Source organism: Curtobacterium sp. BRB10 (assembly GCF_031844325.1).
Lineage (GTDB): Bacteria > Actinomycetota > Actinomycetes > Actinomycetales > Microbacteriaceae > Curtobacterium > Curtobacterium poinsettiae_A.
Genome location: NZ_JAUZVA010000006.1, coordinates 338,434 through 351,187, shown reverse-complemented (window position 1 = coordinate 351,187; position 12,754 = coordinate 338,434). Strand labels below are relative to the sequence as shown.

The window sequence follows — 12,754 nt, the reverse complement described above, 5'->3', positions numbered from 1 at the left end:
TACTGCACGGGACGGGACCGGAACCACGCGGTCCGACCGTCGGACGCCGCCCTCCGCGGTGTCCACGTAGGGCCCGATCGGCCCGACACGCACGAGGGAGTTGCACCAGGTGACGGAACAGACTTACGACGTCGTTGTCCTCGGTGGCGGGAGTGGTGGGTACGCCGCTGCGCTCCGGGCCGCCGAACTCGGCATGAGCGTCGCGCTCATCGAGGGCGACAAGCTCGGAGGGACGTGTCTGCACCGCGGCTGCATCCCGACCAAGGCGCTGCTGCACGCCGCGGAGATCGCCGACGGCACGCGTGACGCCGAGAAGTACGGTGTGATCGCTGAGTTCGCCGGGGTCGACGTGCCCAAGGTGATCGACTACCAGCAGGGCGTCATCAACTCCAAGTACAAGGGCCTGCAGGGCCTGATCAAGGCCCGCGGCATCACCGTGGTCGAGGGCTGGGGTCGTCTGACCTCCCAGAACACCGTGCAGGTCGGCGACCAGACCGTCACCGGCAAGAACATCGTGCTCGCGACCGGCTCCTACTCGAAGTCCCTGCCCGGGCTCGAGATCGGCGGCCGCGTGATCACCAGCGAGACCGCGCTCCGCATGGACTACGTCCCGAACAAGGTCGTCATCCTGGGCGGCGGCGTCATCGGCGTCGAGTTCGCCAGCGTCTGGAAGTCCTTCGGGGCCGAGGTCACCATCGTCGAGGGCCTGCCGCACCTGGTCCCCGCCGAGGACGAGTCGATGTCGAAGCAGCTGGAGCGCGCGTTCCGCAAGCGCGGCATCGAGTTCTCGCTCGGTGTCCGGTTCCAGGGTGTCGAGCAGCACGAGAACGGCGTCGTCGTCACGCTGGAGGACGGCAAGACCTTCGACGGGGACGTCCTGCTCGTCGCCGTCGGCCGTGGCCCGGTCACGCAGAACGTCGGCTACGACGAGGTCGGTGTGGCGATGGACCGCGGGTTCGTCACCACGAACGAGCGTCTCGCCACGAACATCCCGAACGTCTACGCCGTCGGCGACATCGTCCCCGGCCTGCAGCTCGCGCACCGCGGCTTCCAGCAGGGCATCTTCGTCGCCGAGGAGATCGCCGGCCTCAACCCGGTGGTCATCGAGGACAAGAACATCCCGAAGATCACCTACTCCGACCCCGAGGTCGCGTCGGTCGGGCTCTCGCAGGCCAAGGCCGAAGAGCAGTACGGCGCCGACAAGGTCGACTCGTACGAGTACAACCTGGCCGGCAACGGCAAGAGCCACATCATCGGGACCTCCGGTTCCGTCAAGGTCGTGCGCGTCGTGGACGGCCCCGTCGTCGGCGTCAGCATGATCGGTGCCCGCGTCGGCGAGCTCATCGGCGAAGCCCAGCTCGCCGTGAACTGGGAGGCCTACCCCGAGGACATCGCTCCCCTGGTGCACGGTCACCCGACCCAGAACGAAGCCCTCGGCGAGGCGTTCCTGCACCTCGCGGGCAAGCCGCTGCACGCGCTGTGACCGGCACCGGTCAGCGCACTGTGACAACCACACCAACAACCACTGCAATCCCCCGCGAAGAGGAGTCCACCCGATGAGCGAATCCGTCAACCTCCCGGCGCTCGGCGAGAGCGTCACCGAGGGCACGGTGACCCGATGGCTGAAGAACGTCGGTGACCGGGTCGAGGTCGACGAGCCGCTGCTCGAGGTCTCGACCGACAAGGTCGACACCGAGATCCCGTCGCCGATCGCCGGCGTCGTCGAGGAGATCCTCGTGCCGGAGGACGAGACCGTCGAGGTCGGCACCGCCCTCGTGAAGATCGGTGACGGCTCCGGCTCGTCGGACGGCGGTTCGGACTCGTCCGACTCCGGCGCCGACGACACGAACGCCGCCGCTGCCGACGCCGAGGAGCCCGAGGCCGCTCCGAGCACGGAGCAGGAGGCCGAGACCCCCGCGCCCGAGCCCACGGAGCCCGAGCCCGCTCCCGCCGGTCAGACGCAGCCCGCCGCCCCCCAGGCACCGTCCGCCCCGCCCGCGGCAGCGCCGGTCCCGGCCGCCGCGCCGGTCCCGCCGCCCGCAGCCGCTCCGCCGGCAGCCGTGCCGGCCCAGGCCGCTCCGGCAGCCGCGCCGGCTCCGGCTTCCGCGCCGAGCGCCACCGCCGCCGCCGCGGTGCCGAACCCCACGCAGGACGGCGCGGCCTCCGGCTACGTCACCCCGCTGGTGCGCAAGCTCGCCAACGAGCAGGGAGTCGACCTGTCCACGGTCACGGGTTCCGGTGTCGGGGGGCGCATCCGCAAGGAGGACGTCCTCGCCGCCGCTGCGAAGGCCCCGGCCGCCCCGGCTGCAGCAGCACCCGCCACCGCGTCCGGCCCGTTCGTCGCCGAGGTCTCGCCGCTGCGCGGAACCCGCGAGAAGATGACCCGCCTGCGCAAGGTGGTGGCCGAGCGTGCCGTGCAGTCGATGACCTCGACCGCGCAGCTCACGAGCGTCGTCGAGGTCGACGTCACGAAGGTGGCGCAGTTCCGCGATGCGCACAAGGCGGAGTTCCTCGAGAAGACCGGCTCGAAGCTCTCCTTCATGCCGTTCTTCGCCCTCGCGGCGTCCGAGGCGCTCAAGGCCCACCCGAAGATCAACTCCACGGTCGAGGGCGACGAGATCGTCTACCCGGAGACCGAGAACGTCTCCATCGCGGTGGACACCGAGCGCGGCCTGCTGACCCCGGTCATCAAGGACGCGGCCTCGCTGGACCTGGCGCAGTTCTCGAAGTCCATCGCGGACCTCGCCGAGCGCACCCGGAACAACCAGCTGAAGCCCGACGAGCTGGCCGGCGGCACGTTCACGCTGACCAACACCGGTTCGCGTGGCGCGCTGTTCGACACCCCCGTGGTGTTCCTGCCGCAGTCGGCGATCCTCGGCACCGGCATCGTCACGAAGCGCCCGGCGGTCGTGAAGGTCGACGGCCAGGAGGCCATCGCCATCCGCTCGTTCGTCTACCTGGCACTGTCGTACGACCACCGGATCATCGACGGCGCGGACGCCTCGCGGTACCTCGTCGCGGTGAAGAACCGTCTCGAAGAGGGCAACTTCGCCCCGAACCTCGGGTACTGATCCCAGCAGCACGGCCGACGGCCCCGGTTCCCCTCGTGGGAGCCGGGGCCGTTCCCGTTCCGGGGGCGACGTCATCCACCGCGTCACCCGCCGCGTCACCCACCGCGTCACCCACCGCCGAGCAGGGTCAGGGCGGCGACCACCGACCCGACGGCGACGACGAGCCCCACGAGCACACGGCGGAGCGGGAGTCGTCGATCGGCTCCGAGCGGGACCCCGTGCTCGACCACGTCGCGGAGACGCTCGAGCAGTCTGTCCTGCCCGTCCGGTGTCGGCGGTTCGGCGAACACGAGGTCGCTCGGCACAGGGGTCCAGCGGAACGGCCGGGGCGCGGCGGCGGCACGGACGACGTCGAGCGCTGCTCGTGCGCTCGGCCCGTCACCGTCGAGGGCGTCCTGCAACGCTCCGAGCACCGGGGCCTGGGCAGGGTCGGCCGGGTCGACACGGTCCCACACGGTCCGAGCCGCGAGCACGAGGGTCCGGGTCGCATCCGCCGGGTGCGCGGGGCGCGGCGGGGTCGTCGCGTCGGTTTGAACGGTCGGGTTCGTCGCGCTCGTCGGGCGGTCGCAGAGCACGACGGCACCGGAGTCGTCCACCAGCACGTCGTCGATGCCGGCGGGACCGAACAGGACCGCGCCGTCGTGCACCGCCACCAGGAGCTCGAGGAGCGGGACCGTCAGGGTCACCGCGGCCCCGGTGGTCGGGGTGCCGAGCCGGTCGAGCGCCGGCACGAGCGACGTACCGGTCGGCCGGTCGAGGTCGACGACGAGACGCCCCGTCGCGGTCCGACCGACCGCGGCCACCGGGACGAGGTGCCGCTCGGCGGCCGCGGAGCGGTCGGCGACCCAGGTGAGCACCTCGTGCTCGTCGTGCTCGTTGCCGGTCGCGATCCAGCGATCCGGGTGGTGGTCGGTGCTCGTCTCCATGGTGACCAGCGTGGCCGTGGCGCGGTGGGCCTCCAGGCTCTCCTGCACCAACTGTGGACAAGACGTGTTCGCGCACAGCCGGACACGCGACGGTCTCCCCTGGCGCACGGAGGCCGTATCCTGTTCGCATGGCACGCAGCTCTTCCACAGACAAGAAGGCGAAGGAGCCGGGGCGTCTCAAGCAGATGTTCCAGGTCTTCCAGATGACCCGGAAGGCCGATCCGTCGTCGGTCTGGTGGTTCGCCCTCGCCTTCGTCGGTCCGGTCGTCCTCGGTGTCCTGCTGGCGCTGCTCCTGCCGGGGCAGAACTGGCTCGCGATCGTCCTGTGGATCGTCGCCGGTGTGCTGCTCGGTGTGCTGCTCTTCCTCATCGTGCTCGGCCGCCTCGCAGAGCGTGCCGCGTACTCCCAGATCGAAGGCCAGCCCGGCGCGGTCGGTGCCGTGCTGTCGAACTCGCTCCGTCGCCAGTGGCGCTCGAGCGAGATGCCCGTCGCGGTGCACGGTCGCTCGCAGGCAGCGGTCTACCGCGCCGTGGGTCGCCCCGGAGTGGTCCTGATCACCGAGGGCCAGCGCGGCAACCTCAACCGCCAGGTCGACGAGGAGCGCCGCAAGGTCCAGCGCATCGTCCCGAACGTCGCCGTGCACGTGCTGCACGTGGGTGACGGCACCGGTGAGAGCCTGACGCTGCACAAGCTGCCCCGTGCCATGAACAAGCTCAAGAAGTCGCTCAACCGCAACGAGGTGCTGGCGGTCGCGAACCGTCTCGACTCGCTGACCCAGAGCCCTGCGGCCTCGATCCCGAAGGGGATGGACCCGATGCGGGCTCGCGCCGGACGGCCGCGCTGACCCGAGCCCTCCGTACACCAGGACGCCCCCGACCAGATCCGGTCGGGGGCGTCGTCGTCTGAGCGTGGAGTGTCTGAGCGTGGAGTGACCGCGGGGCGTCGGTGTTCGCGAGGCCTGCGCCGTGCGACCTTCGGAGAACCGTTCGAGGTTGTCGGCTCGGTGCAGGACTCCGACGGCGCACCGGGCGGGCATGCTCGCACCGGATGAGCAACCTCGCACGGTGCGACGGCGCGGACGACAGGCACGGCCCGCTCGCCGCACCCCGGCCAGCCCCGATCAGCGCCGGACGAGTACCGTCCCGGCGATGCGGTCGTGCGCGCCCCGGCTGTCGCGGTCGATGATGAGCGCCGGGACCACCAGGCAGAGCAGCACCGTCCGGAGGATCGGCCGCCACACCCCCACGTAGCCCCCGCGCATGGGCACGACCCGGAGTCCGACGCAGATGTGCCCGAACGACCCGGACAGCAGGCAGATGAAGACGATCTGCAGCACCGCGAAGATGGCGATCTGCACCCAGGAGTGCGCGATGTCGCCCGAACCGTTCACCGGCGACCACACACCGGTGACGTAGGCGACCAGGTCGGCCAGCGCTCCGTCGATCAGCAGCGCGACGACCCGCCGGCCGATCCGCCCGACGCTCCGGGGCCCGGACTCGGGCAGTCTGAGGTCCTTCCCCGGCCATCCGTCCGGGTGCTCGGAGGGCGCGGACGGACTGGGAGTGCTGCGGGCCATGGTCCCCAGCGTAGGCGACGGTCCGGGCGTAACACGCCCGAAACAAACCAGTCATGTCCGGGAAACCCCGTGTCAATAGCCTCGTCGGAGGTGCCTTGACCGGTGCCTCCGACATCACCCAACCCATTGGAGATCGGCCCCATGTTCAGCGATTCCTCCGAGGTCCTGGCCTTCATCAAGGACACCGACGTCAAGTTCCTCGACATCCGCTTCACGGACCTGCCCGGTGTGCAGCAGCACTTCAACATCCCGGCATCCACCGTCGACGAGGACTTCTTCTCGGTCGGCCAGCTGTTCGACGGCTCCTCGATCCGTGGGTTCGCGTCGATCCACGAGTCCGACATGCAGCTGATCCCCGATGTCACCACGGCGTACGTCGACCAGTTCCGCGCCGAGCGCACGCTCATCATGATCTTCGACATCTACAACCCGCGGAACGGTGAGATCTACGGCCGCGACCCGCGCCAGGTCGCGAAGAAGGCCGAGAAGTACCTCGCGTCGACGGGCATCGCGGACACCGCGTTCTTCGCCCCCGAGGCCGAGTTCTACATCTTCGACGACGTCCGCTACTCGGTCACGCAGAACGAATCCTTCTACGCCGTCGACTCCGAAGAGGGCGCCTGGAACACCGGTCGTGACGAAGAGGGCGGCAACCTCGCCAACAAGACCCCGTACAAGGGCGGCTACTTCCCCGTGTCGCCGGTCGACAAGACCGCCGACCTGCGCGACGACATCACCCTCAAGCTGATCGACGCCGGCTTCGAGCTCGAGCGCTCGCACCACGAGGTGGGCACCGGCGGCCAGCAGGAGATCAACTACAAGTTCGACACGATGGTCCACGCCGCGGACGACATCCTGAAGTTCAAGTACATCGTCAAGAACACGGCCGACCAGTGGGGCAAGGTCGCCACGTTCATGCCGAAGCCGCTCTTCGGCGACAACGGCTCGGGCATGCACACCCACCAGTCGCTCTGGTCCGACGGCAAGCCGCTCTTCTACGACGAGAACGGCTACGGCGGTCTGTCGGACCTCGCCCGCTGGTACATCGGCGGCATCCTGAAGCACGCCCCGGCGCTGCTCGCCTTCACCAACCCGTCGATCAACTCGTACCACCGTCTGGTCAAGGGTTTCGAGGCCCCGGTCAACCTGGTCTACTCGGCCGGCAACCGCTCGGCGGCGATCCGCATCCCGATCACGGGCACCAACCCGAAGGCCAAGCGCATCGAGTTCCGCGCGCCCGACGCCTCCGGAAACCCGTACCTCGCCTTCGCCGCGCAGCTGATGGCGGGCCTCGACGGCATCCAGAACCGCATCGAGCCGCACGAGCCGGTCGACAAGGACCTCTACGAGCTCCCCCCGGAGGAGGCCAAGGGCATCCCCCAGGTCCCCGGCTCGCTCGACGAGGCGCTCGACGCGCTCGAGGCGGACCACGAGTTCCTCACGAAGGGCAACGTCTTCACCGAGGACCTCATCCAGACCTGGATCGACTACAAGCGCGAGAACGAGATCCTCCCGCTGGCCCAGCGCCCGCACCCGTTCGAGTACGAGCTGTACTTCGGCGTCTGAGTCTCGCTGACAACCACACGAAGGGCCCCGCACCGTCCGGTGCGGGGCCCTTCGTGCGTGTGGCCGGAGCGACAGCGCGCTGACGGCCTGGGCGCTCGCACTCGCGAGAGCGACAGAACGTCGCGAACGTTCCGCGGGATCCTGTCGCGTTCACGAGGGGACGCTGCCACCGTGCACGCGGGGTGCGGACGCGACCGCCTGGAGGCCCGGTGCCGGTCCGGCGGGCGGGCGTCGGGCCTCCAGGCGGTCGCGACGCGCGTTCCTTCCCATCGCAGCTGGACTGGGAAGTGGGATCGGGCGTACCTGGTCAGAACTTCCGACCAGGTACGCTCGATCCGACCAGGTGCGCCCGGATCGACGAGGCACTCCCCGGGCGCACGTGAACGGGGCCCGCGCCGCCCGGCACGGACCCCGTCTCGCGAACGGTGACTAGCGGCTCGTGGCCAACGCGTCGTTCGTCCCCGCTGCGACGCTCACGGGTGCACCCGTGACCGGCGTGGGACGTCCCAGGGAACGGACGGTCCACCCCGCTTTCACCCAGTCGGAGACCGGGAGGCAGTTGCGCGCGTCGATGACGACGCGGCGCCCGACGAGGTCACCGAGGGCGACCGGGTCGGCGGTGATGATGTCGTCCCACTCGGTGAGCACGAGGACGACGTCGGCGCCCTCGATCGCGTCCGTCATCGAGGCGGCGTAGCTCAGCGTCGGGAACGAGCGCTTCGCGGGCTCCATCGCCTCGGGGTCCCAGAGCGTCACCTGGGCGCCGCGGAGGTGCAGCGCGGCGGCGACGTTGAGCGCCGGGGAGTCCCGGACGTCGTCGGTCAGGGGCTTGAACGCGGCACCGATGACGGCCACGCGACGGTTGAGCACCGATCCCCCGGCCGAGTCGATCGCCATGTCGATGACCCGCTGGCGCTGCCCCATGTTGATCTCGTCGACCTGCTGCATGAGGCCGACGACCTGGCCCGCGCCGATCTCGTTCGCGCGGTACATGAGGGCCCGGATGTCCTTCGGCAGGCAGCCACCACCGAAGCCGAGGCCGGCGTTCAGGAACTTCCGGCCGATACGGGCGTCGTGGCCGAGGGCGTCGGCGAGCGTGGACACGTCCGCTCCCGTGATCGCGCACATCTCGGAGATCGCGTTGATGAACGAGATCTTCGTGGCGAGGAACGCGTTGGCGCTCACCTTGACGAGCTCCGCGGTGGCGAGGTCGGTGGTGATGACCGGGGTGCCCTCGCCGATGGGCGCGGCGTAGACCTCGCGGATCACGGCGTCGGCGGCTTCGGAGGCTCCGCCCCAGACCAGACGGTCGGGGTGCAGGGTGTCCTCGACGGCCTTGCCCTCACGCAGGAACTCGGGGTTCCAGATGAGTTCCGCGTCGATGCCGGCGGGGGTGAACTCGCGGACGATGCCGCGGAGTCGCGATGCCGTCCCGACCGGGACCGTCGACTTGCCGACGATGAGGCCCGGGTGGGTGAGGTTCTCGGCGACGCCGCGCGTGGCGCTCTCGACGTAGGCCAGGTTCGCGGCGTGCGACCCGGCCTTCTGCGGGGTGCCGACGCAGACGAAGTGGACGTCCGCAGCGGCGACGGCCGAGGCGATGTCGGCGGTGAAGCGGAGCTTGCCGCTGGCGACGTGCTTCGTGATGAGCTCCGGCAGCCCGGGCTCGAAGAACGGGACCTCACCGGCGGACAGCGCGGCGAGCTTCGACGGGTCGATGTCGACACCGATGGTCTCGAAGCCCATCTCGGCCATGGCGGCCGCGTGGGTGGCGCCGAGGTAGCCGGTGCCGATGACGCTGATGACGGGTGCGGGGCGGGTGTCGGCCGATGCGGTCGACTTCTTGGACTCGCTCATTGCGTGACCTCCTGCAGGTCGTAGTCGATGTCGTTGCGCTTGATGCCCTCGGCGAAGGCCTTCAGGGAATCGGCGCGGGAGTTGAGACGCCAGTCGTTCGTGGTGCGCTTGCCGTCGATGATGGTGGTGGCCGTCTCGCTGAAGTACGCGAAGCCGACGATGTCCTTGTTGGCGGGGTCCGCCAGGGCATCGAAGAGCGAGTTGATCCACTGCGTCTTCTGCGGGTTCGCGACACTCGTGCCGGTCTCGGTCGCCCCGATCTCGTTGAGCATGATGCCCTTGCCCGGCGCGATCTGCCGGAGCTGCGCGAGCGTCGCTCCGAAGGTCGTGGCGAACGTCGGCTGCTCGGTGGCGTCGCGGTAGTAGCCGCTCATGCCGACCCAGTCCACGTAGTCCGCACCCGGGTAGTACTGCTGCATGTAGTCGAGCGTCTGGTACTTCGGGTTGCCGAGCTTGTCGATGCGGCTCGGGGACCAGTCCCAGATGACGTACTTGTTCGCACCGTTCGCCTGGAAGACGTCGTGCACGTGCTGCCACATCTTCTTGTAGGAGCCGGCCGGGTTCTTCTGGGCGTCGCCCTCGGACCAGTTGTACCAGGAGCCGTTCATCTCGTGGTCGAGACGGATGACCATCGGCTGCCCGTTGGCCGCCAGCGCCTTCGCGTACTTCGTCAGGTAGGCGTCGAACGACCCGCCGGAGATGTCCTCGTTGGTGTACCCGGGGACGTACTTCTGGTCGTTGCCGGTCTGCGCCGGCACCGTCTCCCACGTCATGAGCGGGACGCGACCGTTGGCCCAGGAGCGCTGCACCGCGCTGGCGTTGAACTCCTGGTCGAAGCCCTGGAAGAAGCCGGTCATGTTCGACGCGGTGCCGACCTGACGGGAGACCTCGTCGTACTCGGCCCAGTTGAACGGGGACTGCGCGGTGTACAGGCCGTACCAGCGAGACTGCTGACCGAGGATCTCGGCCTTGGTCGGCGTGACGACCGGGGTGGTACCCGGGTCGGTCGAGGGACCGGGGTTCGGCTTCGAGCCGCCACCGTTGCCCGAACCAGACCCGGATCCGTTGCCGGAACCCGAGCCGCTGCCGGACCCGTTGTCGGACGAGCCCGAACCCGAACCGGACCCACCTGCCGACGCGGCACCGGGCCCGCCGGAACCCGAGCCACCGCTGCCGGAACCCGCGGCGTTGACGTCGGACGAGCCTCCCGAGCCCTTCGCGGCACCGAGCCGGGACTGCAGCGACGCGATCTGCGCCTTGAGTTCCGAGATCTGGTCGCCGCGCGACCCGGCCTGGGCGGTGCGGGAGTCGAGCTTGCCCTCGAGCGACCAGATGCGCTCCTGGGCGGCGTCGAGCTGCGTCTGCAGCTCGGCGGCGGACACCTTCTTGGCCTTCGGCGCCTCGACGCCGAGTGCCTGGTGCACGGCGGTCGAGACGGGGCCGGTGGGCGAGATCCACACCGACCAGGTGATGAGGCCGAGCGCCAGCACGATGGCCGTCGTGCCGATGGCCGTCCGGCGGGCGTGCTTGCTGGACTGCGCCCACCAAGCACTCGAGGAACGGATGATGTCAGACAATGAGGAACGCCTCCAGGGCGAAGATCGCGATGCCGATCACGTACGGGATCGCTGCGTACGGGTTGTACCGGCGGGCTCGGGCGGAGGCCGGCGCGGCTGCTCGCTGGGCCTCCTGCTGCGCGACCGCGGCAGCGGCCTCGCGGCGGGTGGCGAGCACGGTGGTGGTGGAGTTGGTCGCCGCGTCGGCGCCGAAGAGCTCGTCGAACGCACGGTCGACGGCCACCTGGTCGACGGTCTCGAGCGGGGCGGGCAGACCTGACCCCGAGCCCGCCGAACCTGCGTCCGCACCGTTGATGCGGGCGCGTTCGGCGTCGATCGGGCTGACCGGGATCTGCGCCGTGGCGGACAGCGGCTGGACGGCGTCCGCCGGGTCCTCCTGCATCGGACCACCGGCGTAGGCGCCGGCTCGGGTCCCCCAGCCGGACGCGTGCGCCAGGCGGAAGAAACCGCTGAGCCGGATCGGCATCAGGAAGAACGTCGACACGATGATGAACATCGGCAGGCGGAAGAAGTCGCTCGGCTTCTCGGACAGGTGCCGCATCTGGCGGATCGCCATGCTCAGCACGCTCGAGATCACCATGAGCGCCGCAACGTAGACGAACCCGGTCGAGAAGCCGTACTGCGACAGGATGCCCTGGTACAGGTTCTCGCCCTGGCCGGTGAAGGCACGGTAGATCCAGCCTGCGATCACGCCGAAGAGCATGAACGGCAGGATGATGTCGGTGATGAAGAACGCCGCCAGGACCGGGGCGTGGCCGAGCATCCACGGCAGCATCCGCAGCGTGTTGTACTGCGAGCCGCGGGCCCAGCGGAGCTGCTGCTTGAACAGCTTCTTCACCTGCAGCGGGGCATCCGTGTAGACCAGCGACGTGTACTGGTAGACCGTCCGGTACCCCTCCTTGAGCGTGAGGTTCGTCAACGTCCGATCGTCCGAGACCTCGAGGAACACGCCCATGAACTTCTCGTGCATGAACCGGTCCATCACCCGCATGAGGATGCTCCGGCGGAACGCGATGGTTCGCCCGGGCAGGCAGCCGATCTGCCCGAGGACACTCTGTGCCGGCATGGAGTAGAGCGCTCGCGAGTTCTCGAGCCAGTCGGCCCAGCGGGTGATCCAGCTGCGCTCCGGTTCGAGGATGCGCTGCCGGGTCGTGACGCCACCGACGGACTCGTCGGCGAACGGCTTGAGGAGTTCCTCGAGCGCGCCGGGGGTCCAGACGGTGTCCGAGTCGACCAGCACGGTGATGTCACCGTTGGACATCTCGGTGCCGACCTTGACGGCGTTGCGCTTGCCCGGGATGGGCGTGTGGGTCCAGCGGACGAGCGGGGCGAACTCGTCGCAGACCTCCTCGAGCGCCTCGTTGCGAGCACCGTTGATGACGACGATGATCTCGCCGGGCTGCTGCTCGACCATGCGTCCGATGACGTCGCGGAAGAGGTCGAGCGGTTCGTCCACGACGGGGACGACGACGCTGGTGGTACCGACGAAGGTGCCGGTGAAGGGGCGGTAGCGGGCGGAGATGACGACCTTGAGCAACCAGAGCAACCAGATCACCGCGGAGTACACGGCGAACAGGTAGAACTCGGGGTGCCCTTCGACCATCTGCCTGATCTGCAGAATGAAGGTGAACACTGATCCCTGCTTCAACGTTCGAGGTGGAGATTCCGCTTCATCGGGGAATCAGGGCCGGTTCGGGTGATGCAATTGATGCAGAACCTGAACGCGCGCGCAACGCGGCCCCCGTCCGGGGGCGTTACGGGCGCGTTACGGGGTACACACCGGTCCCCCGCTCGACCGGTCGGAGCGGTCCCCCGTGGTGCTGACAGCACTCCTGCGGACCACCCCTCGACGCCTGCTCGGTCGGATGGGCGACAGGTGCGGCCTGGAGGCACGGGTCGGCTCCGACAGAAATCCCCGGTCAGCACGGGATCGCACGGCGTGTCGGGGGGCGTCGGAAACGGTCCCCTGGCGGTCCGGTGGGAGTTCGGTCACGGCGCGGTAACGAGCCGGGCTCCGTTTCGAACAGGGGTACGAAGAGGGTGTCGTCGGGGGACGTCGTGCGACACGGAGAATTAACCTTCGACGGCTGCTCAGGTCGGGTCCGTCCGCGGACGCTCGGGCGTGTCGCGAGACGCTCGGCGCTGCGTCGGCGGCGGTCGGGCGCTGCGTCCGCGGCGGG

9 protein-coding genes are annotated in these 12,754 nt (G+C 69.4%); 4 read left to right on the top strand and 5 right to left on the bottom strand.

Annotation, left to right across the window (positions count from 1 at the left end; genetic code table 11):
• The first annotated feature begins 109 nt into the window (after positions 1-109).
• Together lpdA and sucB are read left to right on the top strand one after the other, a co-directional pair.
• On the top strand, positions 110-1,483 hold the full coding sequence (lpdA, locus tag Q9R26_RS15135) for a dihydrolipoyl dehydrogenase (protein ID WP_027465458.1): 1,374 nt from the start codon (positions 110-112) through the stop codon (positions 1,481-1,483).
• Positions 1,484-1,556: 73 nt separating this feature from the next.
• Positions 1,557-3,071 carry a 2-oxoglutarate dehydrogenase, E2 component, dihydrolipoamide succinyltransferase gene (gene sucB / locus Q9R26_RS15130; RefSeq protein WP_259577698.1) on the top strand — a complete coding sequence of 505 codons (1,515 nt, stop codon included), beginning with the start codon at positions 1,557-1,559 and terminating at the stop codon, positions 3,069-3,071.
• Positions 3,072-3,178: 107 nt separating this feature from the next.
• Here the strand turns inward: sucB and Q9R26_RS15125 are convergent, their stop codons facing one another.
• A complete protein-coding gene (locus Q9R26_RS15125) occupies positions 3,179-3,997 on the bottom strand; it encodes a hypothetical protein (protein ID WP_311227727.1) in 819 nt (272 codons plus the stop codon).
• 128 nt (positions 3,998-4,125) lie between these two features.
• Between Q9R26_RS15125 and Q9R26_RS15120 the strand changes: the two genes are divergently transcribed.
• Entirely contained in the window at positions 4,126-4,842 is a 717-nt protein-coding gene (locus Q9R26_RS15120; RefSeq protein ID WP_027465455.1) for a DUF4191 domain-containing protein, read from the top strand.
• Positions 4,843-5,118: 276 nt separating this feature from the next.
• Here Q9R26_RS15120 and Q9R26_RS15115 read toward each other — a convergent pair whose 3' ends face one another.
• On the bottom strand, positions 5,119-5,574 hold the full coding sequence (locus Q9R26_RS15115) for an RDD family protein (RefSeq protein ID WP_311227726.1): 456 nt from the start codon (positions 5,572-5,574) through the stop codon (positions 5,119-5,121).
• 141 nt (positions 5,575-5,715) lie between these two features.
• On the opposite strand from Q9R26_RS15115, the gene glnA reads away from it, so the two are divergent.
• Positions 5,716-7,140, top strand: coding sequence for a type I glutamate--ammonia ligase (glnA, locus tag Q9R26_RS15110; protein ID WP_017886082.1), 1,425 nt, complete (start codon positions 5,716-5,718; stop codon positions 7,138-7,140).
• Between the two features lie 429 nt (positions 7,141-7,569).
• On the opposite strand, the gene Q9R26_RS15105 is transcribed toward glnA, so the two are convergent.
• The 3 genes from Q9R26_RS15105 to Q9R26_RS15095 are packed head-to-tail and all read right to left on the bottom strand — an operon-like array spanning position 7,570 to position 12,207.
• Entirely contained in the window at positions 7,570-8,997 is a 1,428-nt protein-coding gene (locus Q9R26_RS15105) for a UDP-glucose/GDP-mannose dehydrogenase family protein (RefSeq protein ID WP_182067029.1), read from the bottom strand.
• Positions 8,994-10,574, bottom strand: a complete 1,581-nt coding sequence (locus Q9R26_RS15100) for a glycosyl hydrolase (RefSeq protein ID WP_311227725.1) — start codon at positions 10,572-10,574, stop codon at positions 8,994-8,996. The genes Q9R26_RS15105 and Q9R26_RS15100 overlap by 4 nt, the downstream gene beginning before the upstream one ends.
• A complete protein-coding gene (locus tag Q9R26_RS15095) occupies positions 10,567-12,207 on the bottom strand; it encodes a glycosyltransferase family 2 protein (RefSeq protein WP_311227724.1) in 1,641 nt (546 codons plus the stop codon). The genes Q9R26_RS15100 and Q9R26_RS15095 overlap by 8 nt, the downstream gene beginning before the upstream one ends.
• Positions 12,208-12,754: the final 547 nt, after the last annotated feature.